We start from the raw sequence: 16,798 nt of genomic DNA on the forward strand, positions 1-16,798 counted from the left end.
ATGACGGCTTTGCTCAGCGCACAGGACTTCACCCACGTGGTGCGTCATGCGCCCTTGATCTCGCTCGATCTCGTGGTGACGAATTCGCACGGTGAGGCGTTGTTGGGGCAGCGTCTGAATCGACCCGCACAAGGTTACTGGTTCGTGCCCGGCGGGCGTGTCCGTAAGGATGAGCGGTTAGCCCAAGCCTTTCTGCGGCTCACGCAGGAAGAGTTAGGCCTAGCGTTGCCGTTGAATGAGGCGCATTGCTTAGGGCCTTACGAGCACCATTATCCCGATAACGTTTTCGGTACGGATTTCAGCACGCATTACGTGGTGCTGGCCTACCAACTTACCCTAGATCTGGATTTAGCGGCGCTGCCGCAGGCGCAACACGGTGCCTATCGGTGGTGGCCGCTCGCCGAGTTGCGCGCAGCCCCCGACGTGCATGTGCATACGCAGTGGTATTTTCCGGCCTGATGCCGATGTCATTACTCATTACAAGGAGTTGCTGTGACTAATTCTTCCTCAATGTTGCTGCCCGTGATCATGGCGGGGGGTTCCGGCACACGCCTGTGGCCGCTCTCGCGCGAGGGTTACCCCAAGCAGTTTCTGGCGCTCGAAGGCTCGCTGACCATGTTGCAAAACACCTTGGCGCGCTTGCAGGGGCTGAACACCGCACAGCCGCTGGTGATTTGTAATGAGCAGCATCGTTTTCTGGTGGCCGAACAGCTGCGGCAAGTGGATGCACTACACCGCAATATTTTGCTCGAACCGGTGGGTCGCAATACCGCACCGGCTATTGCCTTGGCGGCACTGCAGGCTGTGGCGTCGGGCACCGACCCCCTGCTGTTGGTGTTGGCTGCAGACCATGTGATTGAGCAGGTGGATGCCTTTCAAGCGGCGATTTGCCGTGCCTTACCGCAAGCCGAAGCCGGCGCGTTAGTCGCCTTTGGCATTGTGGCGCGTAGCCCGGAAACGGGGTATGGCTACATCCGACGGGGTGAGCCGGTAGGCGCTCAGTCGGGTGAAGGCGCTTTCCGCATTGCCGCGTTCGTGGAGAAGCCTGCGCGTGACGTGGCGGAGCAATACCTCGCCAGCGGTGAATACGATTGGAATAGTGGCCTGTTTCTGTTTCGTGCCAGTCGTTACTTGGACGAGTTAGCCACCTATCGTCCGGATATTCTGGCAGCCTGCCGCCAAGCCATGGCGGCTGCCCAGACCGATATGGATTTTATTCGCGTCGATGCGGAGGCCTTCAAGCAGTGCCCGGATGACTCGATTGACTATGCGGTGATGGAAAAGACCACGCGTGCGGTTGTGGTGCCCATGAGTGCCGGTTGGAGCGATGTCGGCGCGTTTGCGTCGCTGTGGGAAGTTCTGCCGAAAGATGATGCGGGAAATGCCACGCGCGGCGATGTCCTGCATACCGATAGCCACAACAACCTGTTGTTTGCTGAAAACGGCTTAGTGGCAGCGGTGGGCCTGCGAGACATGGTGGTGGTGCAAACCAAAGATGCTGTGCTGGTAGCTCCCCGTGACCGTGCTCAAGAGGTCAAGCAGATTGTGGCGCGCCTGAAGGCCGATGGCCGCACCGAGCATCAGCTCCATCGTGAAGTCTATCGCCCCTGGGGCAAGTACGATTCGGTCGATTTTGGCACGCGCTACCAAGTCAAACGCATCACCGTGAAGCCGGGCGCCAAACTCAGTGTGCAAATGCACCATCACCGCGCCGAGCACTGGATTGTGGTGTCGGGCACCGCTCGCGTCACCTTGGATGGCGTTGAACGCCTGCTCACGGAAAACCAGAGTATTTATTTGCCGGTGGGTGCCGTTCACGCGCTGGAAAACCCTGGAAAAGTGCCGCTAGAGCTGATTGAAGTGCAAGTGGGCAGTTATTTGGGCGAAGATGACATCGTGCGGTTTGAAGATCGTTACGGACGAGCCTGAGGGGTTAAGGTTGCTGTGAGCGCCACCAGCTTTTCATCAGCAACCAGCCATTGCAGGCGATGATGACGGGTAGTACGACGTAAACGAGTAGGCTCATGGCGGCACTCCGGATTCTGTCAATGAATGCCATGACTGTAGTGAAAAAAAGCCAACCGTTATAGGCCATAACGGTTGGCTTTTTTTATGCGTGTGTAACCGCGAGCCGTGTAAACACGAGCTTAGTAGGCGTTTTTTCCGAAAAAGCCTTTCAGTGCCGTGAGCACAATAATCTTGATATCCAAATACAGAGACCAACGACGAATGTATTCAATATCGTATTCGATGCGCTTTTGCATTTTTTCCAGCACGTCGGTTTCGCCACGCCAACCATTGACCTGCGCCCAGCCCGTAATGCCCGGTTTCACTTTATGGCGCAGCATATAGCCCGGAATCTGCTGTCGGTAGAGTTCGTTATGCGCCACCGCGTGCGGTCTGGGCCCCACAACAGACATGCTGCCGCTCAGCACATTCATAAATTGAGGGAGCTCATCCAGCGAGGATTTGCGTAAAAAGCCCCCGATGGGTGTGAGACGGCTATCGTTTTGCGTTGCTTGTTTAACCTCGGCGCCGTTGTCTTCGGTGGTCATGCTGCGAAACTTCCACACGCGGATTGGCCGACCATTTAAGCCATAGCGTGTTTGTTTGAAAATGGCTGGCCCCGGTGACGTGAATTTGACGGCGGCGGCAATACCCAGCAACAACGGGCTGAGTAGGAGCAGGGCGGTACTGCTCACGACAATGTCTAAGCTGCGTTTGAGTAGCTGATCGGCCAGCGTGAAGGGGGTGTCATAAATGCTGATGGTGGGTAGGCCATCGATGAGCTCGGTGCGCGCATTGAGTAAATCAAAGGTAAACACATCCGGCACAAGATACACCGAGCAACTGGTATCGGCTAATTCGGCAATGAGGTCTTGCACGGCAGCCTGCTCGCATAACGGTAGCGCGAGGTAAATTTGATCATAGCGCCCTTGCCGAGCTGCCGTTAAAAAAGCATCGCGTTGACTCAGCGAGTAACTTTGCTGAACCGTAATGCCCATCCACGGGTTGTTGTGGAGGCGGGTACGCAAAGTGCTGGCCGATGGGCTATCGCCCACAATGCACGCACTGCGTTGATTCAATCCCCATTTGCGAAAAATGCCCAGCACGGGGCGGTACAGTAGGCGTACTCCCAGCATGAGCAGCAAGGTGGTCATGAGCCAAGGCATTAAGACCTGCTTGGGGGTGAGGGCTAACAAGCGTCCGGACAAATAACTGAAAAAAATGAGCACGCCAAACGCAATGACAACCGTTACCGTGGTTCGGAACAGCAAATGACTGAGGTTACGGCTGCGATGAGAAACATACAGGCCGCTTAGCGCCGCCGTGAGTTCAAAACTGAGCGCAACAATGCCCAGCATGATCAGTGTGGTGTCGGTCAGCAAAGTCTCAGGGTTGTGCAGCCGCCACGCGGTTAAAATCAGTAATAAATCTAAGGCGCGTTGCGCAAAATCGACCGATTTTTGGTGGCCTGAAATAATCCCGGTTCGTTCCATGGTAAAGCGGCTTCCTCATCTGCTCATCGACGGCAGGTGTTGCATTCTAGTCGGCTTTACCGTGAGGTCAACGTCAAGAAAAAACGATAGACGCAACCGCAATTTCAAGCATAAAATATGCGCATAGTTCCATGCGCATGGAGATACATATGCCACTTACTCCATTTGTTGCCGGAACGCGTCCTCGTTCATCGGGAAAACGCGCGACTAACCTCAGCCTCAGTGCCGATGTATTAGAGGCTGCCAAGGCGTTACAAATTAACCTCTCGCAGGTCTGCGATAGCTACCTGCGAGAGTGCGTTCAGCGTGAGCAGGAGCGTCGCTGGCGCGAAGAGCATGCGGCGTTCATGGCCGCTTACAATGCCACGATAGAAGCTGAAGGCTTGCCACTGGATGCGTGGAGAAGCTTTTGATGGCGCGTTTCGATATTTATGCCAACCCCAGTGCGCAGGCCGGCACAACGCCTTATTTGCTGGATGTACAAAGCAATTTGCTGGATGGCTTAGATAGCCGAGTGGTTATCCCCTTGCGTAGTCTGGGCAGTTTTGCCAAGGTCAAATTGCCCGAGCGCCTTACGCCTGTGTTCACGATAGATGGCCAAGACTTCTTGCTCGAAACGCCCAAAATGGCTGCGGTGCCACAGCGTATCTTGAAGTCGCCGCTGGGCTCACTGGCGGCAAGCCAAGCCGAAATCACTCGTGCACTGGATTTCTTATTTAACGGCTATTGAGTCGTTCATCCAATCTCTACAGGGAGTGTGATCGCGTGATCTCCACCGTTGTTCTACCCGTTGCCGGTCTCGGCACCCGTTTCCTGCCCGCCACCAAGTCGGTCCCCAAAGAGCTGCTGCCCGTGGTGGATCGCCCCTTGGTGCAATATGCCGTGGAGGAGGCGTTTCGTGCCGGCATTCGTCATGTTGTGCTGGTCAGTTCGCCGGTGAAGTCGGCGTTGGAAAGGCACTTGCAGCCGGCCGATGCCGCGCTGGTGGCAGAGCTGGAGGCTAAAGGTAAGCACGACTTAGTGGCGGCCCTGCAATCGGCCACGCCACCCGGCATGACGGTGACCGTGGTGTATCAGGCGCAGGCCTTGGGGCTGGGCCATGCCGTGCTGTGCGCGCGTGACGTGTTGGCGGCGTTGCCCGGTGGTGAGCAACAAACCTTTGCCGTGATGCTGCCCGATGACTTTATTGATGCGCCTGCGGGCCAAGCCGGTTGCTTGGCCGACATGGTCGCCCTGCATCGCGACACCGGTGCGTGGTCGTTGGCGGTGGAAGAAGTGCCGCGCGCGCAAACCGACAAATACGGCGTGGTGAGCTTGGCCGAGGGTTCGCTGCGCATGACCGCCATGGTCGAGAAGCCGAAACCCGCCGATGCCCCGAGTAACTTGGCCGTGGTGGGGCGCTATGTGCTGCCTGGCGCAGTCTTTGCCGCCTTGGCCGATGTTAAGCCGGGTGCCGGCGGCGAAATTCAACTCACCGATGGCATTGCCGCTTTGCTCGCCAGTCACGATATTCGCGCCCATCGCTTTGCCGGTGTGCGCTACGACTGCGGCAGCAAACTCGGCTACGCCAAAGCCAATATCGCCTTAGCCCTGCGCGACGCCGACATGGGGCCTGCGTTAAAAGCGTGGCTAGGCAGTGGAGTGTTGGCGTGACGAAGCCACAAATTAACCGCGAACTTCGCCACCAGCTGCCCAGTTGGCAGCACCTGCGCTATGCCGAAGTACCGCGCTGGCAGGCCTTGCACTTGCGCGAGGTCTGGGGCGATGCCACGCAAGCAGCACAGCGGGTGCACGACTTAACCCGGTGTCACGATGGCTTGCGCCTCGATTTCAGTAAGCAACGCATCGACCCGCAAACCTTGTCGCATTTGCTCTCGCTTGCCGAGGAAGTGCAGCTGCCAGAGGCCATTGCCGGGTTGATGCGCGGTGATCGCGTCAACCTCACCGAAGACCGTGCGGCCTTGCACACGGCCCTGCGCTTGCCGAAATCGGCCGAGCTGGTGGTGGAGGGTGAGGATGTGGTGGCGCAGGTGCACTCCAGTTTGGCGCGCGTGCGTGGCATGGTGCAGCGCATTCATGAGCGTCAGTGGCGCGGCGTGACCGGTGAGGCCATGACCGATGTGGTGTGCATTGGCGTGGGCGGCTCCGATCTCGGCCCGTATTTGGTGACCAACGCCCTCGCGGAGTTTGCGCCGCCCATGGCCCAGGCCTTGCGAATCCATTTTGTCAGCTCGATTGACGGCACCCAAATTGCCGACTTGCTCAATACCCTGCGCCAAGACAGTACGCTGTTAGTCATTGCCTCGAAGTCGTTTACCACGCTGGATACCTTGTCCAATGCCGAGACCGCGCTGACGTGGATGCAGTCGCGCCTGAAACAGCGCGAGCGCATTTTGCAGCACCACGTGGTGGGCATTTCGGCGAAGCCGGAGAAAATGACCGCGTACGGCATTCCCGAAGCCAATCAAATTCGCTTATGGGACTGGGTGGGTGGCCGCTTTTCCTTGTGGAGCGGCATTGGCTTTCCCATCGCCCTGAAGCTCGGTATGGCCGGCTTTGAGCAGCTGTTGGCGGGCGCGCACGCCATGGATGAGCACTTCCGCACAGCACCACTGGCTGACAACCTGCCCGTGATCATGGGCCTGCTCATGGCCTGGAACTCGACGTTTCTGGGTATTAACGGTCAGGCCATTTTGCCCTACGACGCCCGTTTGAAACTGTTCCCCAGCTACCTGACGCAGCTGGAAATGGAAAGCAACGGCAAGTCGGTGGATCGCTACGGGGACCCCGTACCTTACGACACCTGCCCCATTCTCTGGGGCGAGGTCGGCTCCAACGCGCAACATGCGTTTTACCAATTGCTGCATCAGGGCACGCAACCGGTAGCCTGCGATTTTATTGCGCCGATTCGCCGTTACCAGCGAGCCGATGAGTCGGGCTTAGCCTTGCAGCATCAGCACGAGTTGTCGTTGGCGAACTGCTTTGCTCAAGCGCGTGTGCTCATGCTCGGCGACGACACCGGCGTGGCGCACCGCTATTACCACGGCAATCAGCCGTCCAGCACACTGCTCATGGATGTGCTCACTCCGTACCGGCTGGGTCAGCTCATTGCGCTGTATGAGCACAAAGTGTTTGTGGCGTCGGTGATTTGGGACATTAACCCCTTTGACCAATGGGGCGTGGAGCTGGGTAAGCAGTTGGCCAGCAGCACGCACGCGGCCATGACTCAGCGACAGCCGGATCTTTCTGCGTTTGATGCCTCCACTCAGGCTCTGTTAGAGGCGGTGCGCTCATGAATTTAGTGATTCACGGCAATACCTTGTTTGCTTGGACGGCCGCGGCGCAAATGGCCGCTCAGGGCCATTCGGTGCTGCTCTGCCCGGCGTGGAGCGTGCTCATTACGGTGCCCGACGACGAGGTGCTGCGCGAGCCCGGCTTGCGTGAGGCCGCATTGATGCAGCAGCGCGCGGGTCGCTTGCGGCTCGGCAAAGGCGTGGATGTGTTGTTGGCTGCTCCGGGTACCGCGCCGGATGTGCTACCCGTGCATCAGCATTGGCTGGCGCAAGATGCCGGCCCGCGGCGCTTGCAAGATCACTGTGAGGCCTTGCTCGTGGCGGCCTGCCAGCAGGCTAGCGCGGCCAGCAACCTGGTGCTGCCAGCATTCGCTGTACTCACACCGTACCCGATTGGCACCTTGGTGAGCCTGAACGCGCATTTGCAGGCCGTTTATGCCTATCAATGCCAGCAGGCCAAGGCGGATCAGCGGCCTGTGCCATCGCGGGCGCCCGTGCTCTATCACTTTCCCCTGTTCGTGCGTGGCGGTTTTGCCTTGCACGATTTCATGAACCCCTCGCTGCTGCTACTGGGATGCGATGAATCCGATGCGGAGGCGTTTTTGTTGGAGGGCCTGCGTCCCATTTTGCGCCGGGCTCAAGAAACGCTGTGGGTGTCGTTAGCAGCGGCTGAAGTCATTAAGAGTGGTGTTAATGCCATGCTCGCCACGCGGGTGAGCTTCATGAATGAGCTCGCTGAGCTCTGCGAAGTGTTGCAGGTGGATGTGGAGGATGTGCGCCAAGGGTTGGCTGCCGACCCGCGCATTGGCAGTGCGTATTTGGAGCCCGGCTGTGGCTTTGGCGGCCCCAGTTTTGCCGATGAAGTCATCGATTTTTCGCGGACCTTGGAGCAGTCGCTGGACCGGCCGTCGCTGCTCGGCACGGTCATGAGCATTAATCAACGCCAGCGCGAACTCTTGTTCCGGAAAGTCTGGCGTTATTTCCAAGGGGATTTGGCAGGGCGTTGTTTTGCTGTTTGGGGCGCGTCCTACAAGCCGGGTTCCTCGAGCGTGCAAGGTTCGGCGGTGCATCCGTTGCTGCAGGCACTGTGGGCGCAAGGCGCCAGCACGGTGGTGTATGACCCCATGGCCGGTGCCAACTTGGCCGCGCAGTACACCGACCAACCCTTGCTGACCGTGGCCAGTTCTCAGGCCGAGTCATTGCAGGGCTGCCGTGGCCAGGGTGTAGACGCCCTGTTGCTGGTCACCGCCTGGGAAGAATTCAGTGCGCCGGATTACGCCCTGCTCAAGCGCGCCTTGCGTACGCCGGTTATTTTTGATGGCCGTAATGTCTACGATCCAGCGTTTATGCAGAGCCAAGGATTTACGTACGTAGGCATTGGTCGTGGCGAGATTGTTTAGTATGATTTTGTTCTGCTTTTGTATCAGAAGGATTTCATACACATGGGCTACCGAGTCAAAGTGAAGCGCGCCACGGGGCTATCCTTAGTGATGCTGCGTGTGTTCCAGCAGCCGTATCGCTTAGTCAATGCGCGAGAGCTGCACATCTTGCCAGAGCTTTATCGTGAAGCAGCGGTGATTGATCAGGCCATGGATGCCTATATTGTGCGGCGTCAAAAAGGCTGGTTGGCATTTTGGCTAGACCAACTGCTGGTGCTGTTGCATCTGCGCACGCGTGAGTCATCCAGACCCTCCGCACATTAAGCGCGTTGCAGATTTTTCCACGCCGTGTGAGTAAACTCACGCGGCGTTTTTATTGGAACTTCACTTGGATAATCGGCTCATGACACACCCTGCCAAGCTCCCTGCATTTAAGGCCTACGATGTGCGTGGCCCGGTCCCCGCGCAGCTGCACATCGATATGGTCTATGCCATTGGCCGTGCCTATGCCCGCGTGATTCAGCCGCAGGGCCCCGTGGCCATTGGTTATGATATTCGCGATACCAGTGCGGCGTTTGCCCGTACGCTGGCCGCTGGCTTAAATGCCGAGGGCGTGGCCACGCGTGACATCGGTCTGGGCGGTACGGAAATGGTCTATCACGCGGCAGGCCAGCCCGGCATGGGCGGCGGGTTGATGGTCACCGCCAGTCATAACCCGGTGGGGGACAACGGCATCAAGATGGTGCGTGGCGAAGCGCGGCCCATCAGCGGCGATGATGGCTTGGCCGAGATGGAGGCGCTGACGCGTCAGCTATTGGCAGAACAGGCACAGGCCTTGGGGCAGGGCTATGCCACAGGCGATGCCGTGGCTTATGCCTTTGGTCCGCTGACCGATGGCAGCCAGTACCAACCTCACCCTGCGTTGCATGCCACGCTAGACTTGCACGCGAGCTACATTGCAAAAGTCCGTTCATTTGTAAATTTCCCGGCCTTGCAGCAGGCCTTGCAGGCGAGTGCCGACGCGGGCCGCCCCTTGAAACTGGTGGTCAACGCCGGCAACGGCTGCGCAGGTCCAACCTTTGATGCGCTGGTGGACGGCTTGCCGCTCAGCATCACCCGAGTTTTTCACACGCCCGATGGCCAGTTCCCCAATGGCGTGCCCAACCCGATGTTGGCCAAATGCCAAGACGATACGGCCAGCGTGGTACGGGCAGAACAGGCCGACGTGGGGATTGCCTGGGATGGCGACTTTGATCGCTGCTTTTTCTTTGATGAAGCCGGTGGCTTTATTGAGGGCTATTACCTCGTGGCCCTGCTCGGCACGCAATTGCTGCAGCATGAGCGCAACGGCGCCGTGGTCTATGACACGCGCTTAACGTGGAACACCATCGCGCAGGTGGAGGCGGCGGGCGGTCGCGCCTTGGTGAGCAAATGCGGTCATAGCTTTATTAAAGCGGCCTTGCGTAGCGAAAATGCCGTGTACGGTGGCGAGATGTCGGCTCACCATTATTTCCGCGATTTTCATTATTGCGACTCCGGCATGATTCCGATGTTGTTACTGCTGGAGCGCTTAGCGCTGAGCGATCAACCGTTGTCGGCCTTAGTCAATGAGGCGCAAGCGGCTTACCCCTGCAGTGGCGAAATTAACTTTAAGGTCAGTGACGCCCGCGCGGCGATTGCGCGGGTGGAGGCGGCAGTGCAGGCCGAGTTGGACGCAGGGCGTGAGACGCTGGTGGCCGAATCGGCGCTCGATGGCCTAAGCCGTGAGTTCCCCCAATGGCGTTTCAACCTGCGCATGAGTAATACCGAGCCGGTAGTGCGTTTAAACGTGGAGTCACGTGCCGACGCTGCCATGATGCAGGCCAAAACTGCCTGGCTGCGGGAGCTGTTAAGCGCGTAGCGGAGAGTCGTATTAGTGCTCCAGTTTTTTGCGCTCGCGCTCAATTTTGTAAACATAGTGTTTTGGCGCAGTGCCTAAGTGAGGCTCAAGTAACGGGTACTCCATGGGGTTGCCCGCTTGCTTGGCGGAACGTTTAATATTTCCGAGTCCCGCGTTATAGCTGGCAAACATGAATTTGCGTCGTTGGCTGGGGTCATCAATGTGCGACCATGCATCGTAAAGTTGACGGTTGTAATAAATTCCTGCGGCAATACTGTAGTGCGGGTCAAACGGATCGGATAGGTGTGGATTTCGTGACCGAATTTCTTGAAATGTTTTCGGCATAATTTGCATTAAGCCCATGGCACCGGAATGTGACCGCGCTCGTGGTTTGAGTTCGGACTCAACCATGGCTTGTGCTTTGAACCAGCGCCAGTCGGTAACGATGCCAAAATAGTGCTTGCTGTACTTGCGAAAATGGTCATCAAAAGCACTTTGCGATTTGTGACGTTCACCACGTCGTGAGTCATGCAAGTTGATGTGAGCTACCGAGCTTTTTTTATCTCCAGCAGCGGGCTCCATCGTAACGGCGTCCGTCTCTGAACCCGTAAACCAAGATTTAGCTTTGCTTAAAAAGCTGGTGTTCGTGGTTTCGGGTGGGGGGCTACTTTGGTCTAATGTGCCGCCCTCTAATGTACGTGCGACCTTGTTTTTCTGGTCTACAGTATCGGATAGCCGGATAACAACTGTAGGGGGTTCCGACTCACGCGCATGTGCAAATGACGGGTCGAACAAAGGCAGCAGGAGAGCGACAAGCGCCCTACTACTTGGTCGGGAGAGAGGCATGACGGTTAATTCAAGCTGAGGCCAATGATGATACCCATGCCGATGCCATTGCCGACAAAGATACCTAGCATGACAAGCCCAACCGATAAATTGCCGGCAGACAACGCATCCTTTATCCGAAAGCCCATGCGCTTTTCAAAGACGGCGCTGGCTGTCCAGCTAATTAACAAGCTTAAGATGGAGCCGGTGGTGGCATAAATTAAGTTCAAAATGATGGGGTCAAGGTCGCTCATGGTATGACTTCTGGTGAGTTAGTGAATCTTGATTGTAACTTTATGTAAACGGATTGCTAGTGTTTTGTCTGTGCTTTACGTCATCAATTGACGGAGCGCATTCAGCCGCTCTCACGAGGATAATTCATAGGATGGATGTTTATGCGTTGCGCCAATGGTATGTCTTGCAGTGTAAACCGCGGGAAGTGTTTCGCGCGGTAGAACAGTTGGCCAATCAGAGTTATGAGGCGTTTGCGCCCTCGTTTCGTCGCGAGGCGATCCGCAAAGGCAAGCGCGAGGTGGTGGTTGAGCCTCTATTTCCGCATTACTGTTTCGTGCGCCTCAGTGATATCGCCGATAACTGGGCGCCGATTCGCTCCACCCGGGGCGTGAGTAAGTTAGTGCGCTTTGGCGATTTGCCCTTGGCGGTGCCGGACGCCATTGTGACCGCGCTTCAGGCGCGGGAGGCCGCGCTGGATAACCCGCATGCGCAGCCGGAAGCGCTCTTTATGCCGGGCCAAACAGTGACGATTACCGAGGGCCCGCTGGCCGGATTGTCGGCCGTATTCGATGCGCGTGATGGCGATGAGCGCGTGATTTTGCTGCTGAAGCTGCTGCATCAACAGCAGCGCGTTTATCTGCCCATTAGCCATGTGCAGGCCGTAAAGGATTAAACTACGCGTCTGTTTGGCCGCGCTCACGAGAAGTCAGTTATGACCCGCTATTTGCTTTCCATCGACCAAGGTACGACCAGCACCCGCGCCATCGTCTTCGACGAACTGGGCAACAAACGCTCCATGGCACAGGTCGAATTGCAACAGCATTTTCCAGCGGACGGCTGGGTCGAGCACGATGCCATGGACATTTGGTGGGCTACCGAAACGGTCTGTCGCGATGTGCTGCGACGTGTCGGTTTACATGCTCGTGACCTCGCGGCAATTGGCATCACCAATCAGCGCGAAACCACGGTGCTATGGGATCGTAGCAATGGCATGCCGCTGCATAAAGCCATTGTTTGGCAAGATCGACGCACTGGCGAGACCTGTGCTCAGCTGAAAGCGGCGGGGCATGAGCCGATGGTGCAAGCCAAAACCGGCCTGCTGCTCGACCCGTATTTCTCCGCCACCAAACTGGCTTGGCTGCTCGATAACGTGCCCAACGCCCGCGAGCGTGCTGAACGCGGCGAACTGGCCTTTGGCACCATTGATAGCTGGTTACTCTGGCGTCTCACCCACGGCCGCCAACACGCCACCGATGCCACCAATGCCTCACGAACCTTGCTGTTCAATATCCACACCCAGCAATGGGATGACGAGCTGCTAACGCTTTTCCGTATTCCGCGCTCCGTGCTACCGGTGGTGAAAGATTCCAGCGATGACTTTGGCATTTCTGCGCCCGATTTCCTCGGTGCCAGCGTGCCGATTTGTGGCATGGCAGGCGATCAACAAGCGGCACTCATCGGCCAAGCGTGTTTCCAGCCGGGCATGGTGAAAAGCACCTATGGCACGGGCTGCTTCATGGTACTCAACACCGGCTCCACAGTCGTGCAGTCGAGCAACCGTCTGCTTTCCACCGTGGCATATCGCTTGAATGGTCAGCCCACCTATGCCGTGGAAGGCTCGATTTTTGTGGCTGGAGCCACCATTCAATGGTTGCGTGACGGCCTCAAGCTCATCGGCTCCGCGTCCGAAACCCAGGCGATTGCTGAGGCCACCGGCGACAGCCGAGGCGTTTACATGGTGCCGGCCTTCACCGGCCTTGGTGCACCGTACTGGGATCCCCGCGCGCGCGGCGCTATTTTTGGCCTCACGCGTGACACCGGCATCGGTGAAATTGTCACCGCCGGCCTACAGTCTGTCTGTTTTCAGACACGTGACCTCATGGAGGCCATGACGCGTGATGGCGGAGATCCTGTCATTACCCTGCGTATCGACGGCGGCATGGTCGTCAACAACTGGGTCGCGCAATCCTTGGCCGATATTATTGGCGTACCCGTGGATCGTCCCACCGTGACCGAAACCACCGCGCTGGGCGCCGCATTTTTGGCCGGCTTGCGCGTTGGCGTGTTCGCGTCTTTAGATGATATCACTGCGCTTTGGCATTGCGATCGCCGCTTTGCGCCAACGATGCCAGCGGATAAGCGCACTAGCCTCTATGCGGGCTGGCTCGACGCCGTGCGCCGCGTGGCGTCGCAGCCGCCCGCGGCGGAATAACCTAAGGATTTTTTTGCTGGTGCGGGGGCTATGTCCTTACGGACGCGTTTAGAACCCCAAAATGCGGTGAGCAAATTTTAATCACCGCATTTTGGGGTTCTAAACGTGTGCAAAACAGGTGCGCCCTCCCAAGGAGCTTCAAATGTCGACGTATTTAGTGACTGGTGGCGCAGGTTATATTGGCTCTCACACGGTGCTGCAGTTGCTGGAGCAGGGCGACCACGTGGTGGTATTTGATAACCTCAGCAACAGCAAGCCCGCTGCCTTGCGTCGCGTTAGAGCCATTGCTTCGAGCACGCTGGGCTGTGCGCCAGCGGAGGTGCCGCTGACGTTTTGCCAAGGTGATATTCGAGATGCCAATGCCTTGCGTGAGGTGTTTCAAGCGCACCCGGCGATTGAGGCAGTGATTCATTTTGCGGGCTTGAAGGCGGTGGGTGAGTCTGTACAGCAGCCGCTACGGTATTACGACAACAATGTGGTGGGAAGCATACGCCTACTGGAGGCGATGGCAGCGGCGGGCGTGCATCGACTGGTATTCAGTTCATCCGCCACGGTGTATGGCGACCCGCATGAGGTGCCGATTCGTGAGCATTTCCCGTTAAGTACGACGAATCCTTACGGTGCCAGTAAGTTGCATATCGAGGATATGTTGCGCGACTTGCATGCATCAGCGCCGGAGCGCTGGCAAATTGCGATCTTGCGCTACTTCAATCCCGTCGGTGCTCACGCGAGTGGTGAGATTGGCGAGGACCCGAACGGTATTCCGAACAATCTCATGCCCTATATCGCTCAAGTCGCCAGTGGCAAGCTGGAGCAGTTGCGTGTGTTTGGCAGTGATTATGCAACGCCGGATGGCACGGGCGTGCGTGATTACATTCATGTCGATGACCTTGCGCGCGGTCACTTGCTGGCCTTGCAGCGTTTAGCGCGCGGAACCGCAGCGGCAACGGATGAGTTGACTGGGAATTTGGTTGCGGTCAATTTGGGTACGGGTAAGGGCTATTCCGTGCTGGATATGGTGGCGGCATTTTCAGAAGCGGCAGGGCGACCTATTCCTTATCAGCTTGCGCCTCGTCGGACAGGCGATGTGGCGCAATGTTTTGCTGACCCGAGATTGGCCGTGCAGGAGTTGGGCTGGTCAGCCACCAAAGATCAAGCCGATATGTGTCGAGACCACTGGCGTTGGCAGTCTAAAAATCCGCTGGGCTATGAGGATTAATCCGATCACGAGGCTGCCTAGGTAGGCAGCCCCACCAGCAAGAACTCCAGCAGCGCCTTCTGAGCATGGAGCCGGTTCTCGGCTTCATCCCAGACTACGGCGCGCGGGTCGTCGAGCATGTCTTCTGAAATTTCTTCGCCACGATGCGCCGGCAGGCAGTGCATGAACAAGGCGTCGTCTGCCGCTAAATCCATGAGGCGCGGATTGACCTGATACATGGCGAAGCGCCGCTTGCGCACGCTCTGCTCCGACTCCTGACCCATGCTGGTCCAGACATCGGTGGCGACCAGGTGTGCGCCTTCAGCGGCTTCCTCGGCGGTCTTCACCAGTTCGGCACAATGCGCGTATTGCTCCAGCAGCTCGGGGTCGGGCTCGAAGCCGTAAGGGCAGGCGATGCGCAGCTTGAAGCCGAACTGATGCGCGGCATGCACATAGCTGTTGCACATATTGTTGCCGTCACCGATCCAGGCGAACTGGCGGCCGGCGAGGGCACCGCGATGCTCCACGAAGGTTTGCAAGTCGGCCAGCAGCTGGCAGGGGTGATGGTCATCGGTCAGCGCGTTGATCACCGGCACCCGCGAATGCGCGGCAAAGCGCTCGATGGTGCTGTGCTCGAAAGTACGAATCATCACGGCATCGACCATGCGCGAGATCACGCGTGCCGAATCCTCGACCGGCTCGCCGCGACCGAGTTGGGTATCGCGTGGCGACAGGAAGATGGCCGAGCCACCAAACTGCGCCATGCCAGCTTCGAACGAGACGCGGGTACGCGTCGATGACTTCTCGAAGATCATCGCCAGTACGCGATTTTTCAGTGGCTCATGCACCACACCGTCGCGCAGCATTTTCTTCAGCACGATGGCGCGATCGAGCACGGCTTGCAGTTCGGCCGGCGTGAAGTCGAGCAGGGTGAGAAAGTGGCGCGTACTCATGCCGCCACCACGCCTTCGGCGCTCAGAAAGTCACGCACAAGGGCGCTGATGCGATGCACGAGCTCGTCGCTCTCGGCCTCACTAATGATCAGCGGCGGCAACAAGCGAATACGATTTTCGGCGCTGACGATGAGCAGCACGCCGGCCTCGCGGGCCAGGGCCACCAGCGGCGCGGCAGAGGCGACGGGCAGAATCACGCCGATCATCAGGCCGGCACCTTCAACGCAAACACCGTAAGCGCCGAGTTCGTCGCGGAAACCCTGCATGATGCGCTCGCCCATCGCAGCGGCATTGGCAATCGGGCCTTTCAGCAACTCCTGAACGGTGACCAGCGCCGCACGCGAACCCAGTGGCGTGCCGCCATAGGTGGTGCCGTGCTTGCCGGGGCTGAACAGGCTGGCAGCTTTGCCGGCGACCAGCGTGGAGCCGATCGGGAAGCCATTGCCCAGGCCTTTGGCCGTGCTCACCACATCGGGCAGGATGCCGGCGTGCTGATAGGCAAAGTACTGGCCGGTACGGCCGTTGCCCGTCTGGATTTCATCGACCATGAGCAGCCAGTCGCGCTGATCGCAGATAGCGCGCAGATCCTTGAGGTAGTCAAAGCCGTTGTGTGCGGTACGCACGCCGCTTTCGCCCTGAATCGGTTCGACCAGGATAGCGACGATATTCGGATTGCCCGCGGCCACTGACCGGATAGCGTCTAGGTCATCAAAGGGGACGCGTACAAAGCCTTCCACCAGCGGCCCAAAACCTTCTTGAATTTTGGCATTTCCGGTGGCGGTGAGCGTGGCCATGGTGCGGCCATGAAAGCTGTTTTCCATGACGATGACGGTGGGGACGGCGATGCCTTTTTTATGGCCGTGCAGACGCGCCAGCTTGATGGCTGCTTCGTTGGCTTCGGCACCGGAGTTGCCAAAAAATGCGTGCTGCATGCCCGAGACTTGGCAGAGCAGGTCGGCCAGCTCCTCTTGCAAGGGCACACGATACAAATTCGAGGTGTGAACCAACGTCGCGGCTTGGTCAGCAATCGCCGCCGCAACAATTGGATTCGCATGGCCGAGACCGCAGACCGCGATGCCTGCGGTAGTGTCTAAATAGCGCTTACCGTCGGTATCCCAAAGCCAAACGCCTTCGCCGCGCACAAAAGCCACTGGCTGACGGGCATAAGTCGGCATCAGGGCGGGCGTGATCGGGGGCAGCGCAGGCGTGGTCATAACAAATCTCGACGGCAAGTCTTGGGGTAAAAAGGCTCAAGGCCAGCAGGGTAATCGCGGAGTGTAGCGCGGGTGCTGTTGCACGCCAAGAACGCGCAACATCTGCTACCA

General features: G+C 58.0%; 17 protein-coding genes. 12 read left to right on the forward strand and 5 right to left on the reverse strand.

Features of this window, described 5'->3' with window-relative positions; translation table 11 throughout:
- Positions 1–459, forward strand: coding sequence for a GDP-mannose mannosyl hydrolase (locus A8710_RS04345; protein WP_068860571.1), 459 nt, complete (start codon positions 1–3; stop codon positions 457–459).
- Positions 460–510: 51 nt separating this feature from the next.
- Positions 511–1,929 (forward strand): mannose-1-phosphate guanylyltransferase/mannose-6-phosphate isomerase, encoded by a 1,419-nt coding sequence (locus A8710_RS04350; protein ID WP_068858282.1) that lies wholly within the window; start codon positions 511–513, stop codon positions 1,927–1,929.
- A gap of 218 nt (positions 1,930–2,147) precedes the next feature.
- On the opposite strand, the gene A8710_RS04355 is transcribed toward A8710_RS04350, so the two are convergent.
- The gene (locus tag A8710_RS04355; protein WP_068858283.1) at positions 2,148–3,500 is read right to left on the reverse strand and encodes an undecaprenyl-phosphate glucose phosphotransferase; all 1,353 of its coding nucleotides are present in this window, start codon (positions 3,498–3,500) and stop codon (positions 2,148–2,150) included.
- Between the two features lie 149 nt (positions 3,501–3,649).
- Between A8710_RS04355 and A8710_RS04360 the strand changes: the two genes are divergently transcribed.
- The 7 genes from A8710_RS04360 to A8710_RS04390 all read left to right on the forward strand — a co-directional run bounded on the left by A8710_RS04360 (position 3,650) and on the right by A8710_RS04390 (position 10,072).
- Complete coding sequence (locus tag A8710_RS04360) at positions 3,650–3,913, forward strand: type II toxin-antitoxin system CcdA family antitoxin (RefSeq protein WP_068858284.1); 264 nt, start codon at positions 3,650–3,652, stop codon at positions 3,911–3,913.
- Complete coding sequence (locus A8710_RS04365; RefSeq protein ID WP_068858285.1) at positions 3,913–4,230, forward strand: CcdB family protein; 318 nt, start codon at positions 3,913–3,915, stop codon at positions 4,228–4,230. The genes A8710_RS04360 and A8710_RS04365 overlap by 1 nt, the downstream gene beginning before the upstream one ends.
- Before the next feature lie 35 nt (positions 4,231–4,265).
- On the forward strand, positions 4,266–5,153 hold the full coding sequence (locus A8710_RS04370; protein WP_068858286.1) for a UTP--glucose-1-phosphate uridylyltransferase: 888 nt from the start codon (positions 4,266–4,268) through the stop codon (positions 5,151–5,153).
- Complete coding sequence (pgi, locus tag A8710_RS04375) at positions 5,150–6,796, forward strand: glucose-6-phosphate isomerase (protein ID WP_227512991.1); 1,647 nt, start codon at positions 5,150–5,152, stop codon at positions 6,794–6,796. The genes A8710_RS04370 and pgi overlap by 4 nt, the downstream gene beginning before the upstream one ends.
- Positions 6,793–8,193, forward strand: coding sequence for a UDP binding domain-containing protein (locus tag A8710_RS04380; RefSeq protein WP_068858287.1), 1,401 nt, complete (start codon positions 6,793–6,795; stop codon positions 8,191–8,193). Before pgi ends, A8710_RS04380 begins: the two co-directional genes overlap by 4 nt.
- 42 nt (positions 8,194–8,235) lie before the next feature.
- Complete coding sequence (locus A8710_RS04385) at positions 8,236–8,496, forward strand: hypothetical protein (RefSeq protein WP_068858288.1); 261 nt, start codon at positions 8,236–8,238, stop codon at positions 8,494–8,496.
- Between the two features lie 79 nt (positions 8,497–8,575).
- Entirely contained in the window at positions 8,576–10,072 is a 1,497-nt protein-coding gene (locus A8710_RS04390; RefSeq protein ID WP_068858289.1) for a phosphohexomutase domain-containing protein, read from the forward strand.
- A 12-nt stretch (positions 10,073–10,084) separates the two neighbouring features.
- Here A8710_RS04390 and A8710_RS04395 read toward each other — a convergent pair whose 3' ends face one another.
- Together A8710_RS04395 and A8710_RS04400 are read right to left on the reverse strand one after the other, a co-directional pair.
- Complete coding sequence (locus A8710_RS04395) at positions 10,085–10,897, reverse strand: transglycosylase SLT domain-containing protein (RefSeq protein ID WP_082968657.1); 813 nt, start codon at positions 10,895–10,897, stop codon at positions 10,085–10,087.
- Positions 10,898–10,902: 5 nt separating this feature from the next.
- Positions 10,903–11,130 carry a hypothetical protein gene (locus tag A8710_RS04400; protein WP_068858291.1) on the reverse strand — a complete coding sequence of 76 codons (228 nt, stop codon included), beginning with the start codon at positions 11,128–11,130 and terminating at the stop codon, positions 10,903–10,905.
- Positions 11,131–11,261: 131 nt separating this feature from the next.
- Between A8710_RS04400 and rfaH the strand changes: the two genes are divergently transcribed.
- The 3 genes from rfaH (at position 11,262) to galE (ending at position 14,541) form a co-directional block, all read left to right on the forward strand.
- Positions 11,262–11,783: a transcription/translation regulatory transformer protein RfaH gene (gene rfaH, locus A8710_RS04405; RefSeq protein WP_068858292.1), complete on the forward strand. Its 522-nt coding sequence runs from the start codon at positions 11,262–11,264 to the stop codon at positions 11,781–11,783.
- A 39-nt stretch (positions 11,784–11,822) separates the two neighbouring features.
- Positions 11,823–13,322: a glycerol kinase GlpK gene (glpK, locus tag A8710_RS04410; protein WP_068858293.1), complete on the forward strand. Its 1,500-nt coding sequence runs from the start codon at positions 11,823–11,825 to the stop codon at positions 13,320–13,322.
- Between the two features lie 142 nt (positions 13,323–13,464).
- Positions 13,465–14,541, forward strand: coding sequence for a UDP-glucose 4-epimerase GalE (gene galE, locus A8710_RS04415; protein WP_068858294.1), 1,077 nt, complete (start codon positions 13,465–13,467; stop codon positions 14,539–14,541).
- 17 nt (positions 14,542–14,558) lie between these two features.
- Here the strand turns inward: galE and argF are convergent, their stop codons facing one another.
- Both argF and A8710_RS04425 read right to left on the reverse strand, forming a co-directional pair.
- Complete coding sequence (argF, locus tag A8710_RS04420; RefSeq protein WP_068858295.1) at positions 14,559–15,473, reverse strand: ornithine carbamoyltransferase; 915 nt, start codon at positions 15,471–15,473, stop codon at positions 14,559–14,561.
- A complete protein-coding gene (locus A8710_RS04425; RefSeq protein WP_068858296.1) occupies positions 15,470–16,687 on the reverse strand; it encodes an aspartate aminotransferase family protein in 1,218 nt (405 codons plus the stop codon). The genes argF and A8710_RS04425 overlap by 4 nt, the downstream gene beginning before the upstream one ends.
- Positions 16,688–16,798: the final 111 nt, after the last annotated feature.

The sequence above is a fragment of the Perlucidibaca aquatica genome (assembly GCF_001676655.1).
Taxonomy (GTDB): Bacteria; Pseudomonadota; Gammaproteobacteria; order Pseudomonadales; family Moraxellaceae; genus Perlucidibaca; species Perlucidibaca aquatica.

What these genes read in the sequence shown, in the direction of transcription:
- glpK (WP_068858293.1), top strand. Translation starts at nt 11,823, where the DNA reads ATGACCCGCTATTTGCTTTCCATCGACCAAGGTACGACCAGCACCCGC.
- A8710_RS04345 (WP_068860571.1), top strand. Translation starts at nt 1, where the DNA reads ATGACGGCTTTGCTCAGCGCACAGGACTTCACCCACGTGGTGCGTCAT.
- A8710_RS04355 (WP_068858283.1), bottom strand. Translation starts at nt 3,500, where the DNA reads ATGGAACGAACCGGGATTATTTCAGGCCACCAAAAATCGGTCGATTTT.
- argF (WP_068858295.1), bottom strand. Translation starts at nt 15,473, where the DNA reads ATGAGTACGCGCCACTTTCTCACCCTGCTCGACTTCACGCCGGCCGAA.
- A8710_RS04365 (WP_068858285.1), top strand. Translation starts at nt 3,913, where the DNA reads ATGGCGCGTTTCGATATTTATGCCAACCCCAGTGCGCAGGCCGGCACA.
- A8710_RS04400 (WP_068858291.1), bottom strand. Translation starts at nt 11,130, where the DNA reads ATGAGCGACCTTGACCCCATCATTTTGAACTTAATTTATGCCACCACC.
- A8710_RS04395 (WP_082968657.1), bottom strand. Translation starts at nt 10,897, where the DNA reads ATGCCTCTCTCCCGACCAAGTAGTAGGGCGCTTGTCGCTCTCCTGCTG.
- A8710_RS04385 (WP_068858288.1), top strand. Translation starts at nt 8,236, where the DNA reads ATGGGCTACCGAGTCAAAGTGAAGCGCGCCACGGGGCTATCCTTAGTG.
- A8710_RS04350 (WP_068858282.1), top strand. Translation starts at nt 511, where the DNA reads ATGTTGCTGCCCGTGATCATGGCGGGGGGTTCCGGCACACGCCTGTGG.
- rfaH (WP_068858292.1), top strand. Translation starts at nt 11,262, where the DNA reads ATGGATGTTTATGCGTTGCGCCAATGGTATGTCTTGCAGTGTAAACCG.
- A8710_RS04380 (WP_068858287.1), top strand. Translation starts at nt 6,793, where the DNA reads ATGAATTTAGTGATTCACGGCAATACCTTGTTTGCTTGGACGGCCGCG.
- A8710_RS04390 (WP_068858289.1), top strand. Translation starts at nt 8,576, where the DNA reads ATGACACACCCTGCCAAGCTCCCTGCATTTAAGGCCTACGATGTGCGT.
- A8710_RS04360 (WP_068858284.1), top strand. Translation starts at nt 3,650, where the DNA reads ATGCCACTTACTCCATTTGTTGCCGGAACGCGTCCTCGTTCATCGGGA.
- galE (WP_068858294.1), top strand. Translation starts at nt 13,465, where the DNA reads ATGTCGACGTATTTAGTGACTGGTGGCGCAGGTTATATTGGCTCTCAC.
- A8710_RS04425 (WP_068858296.1), bottom strand. Translation starts at nt 16,687, where the DNA reads ATGACCACGCCTGCGCTGCCCCCGATCACGCCCGCCCTGATGCCGACT.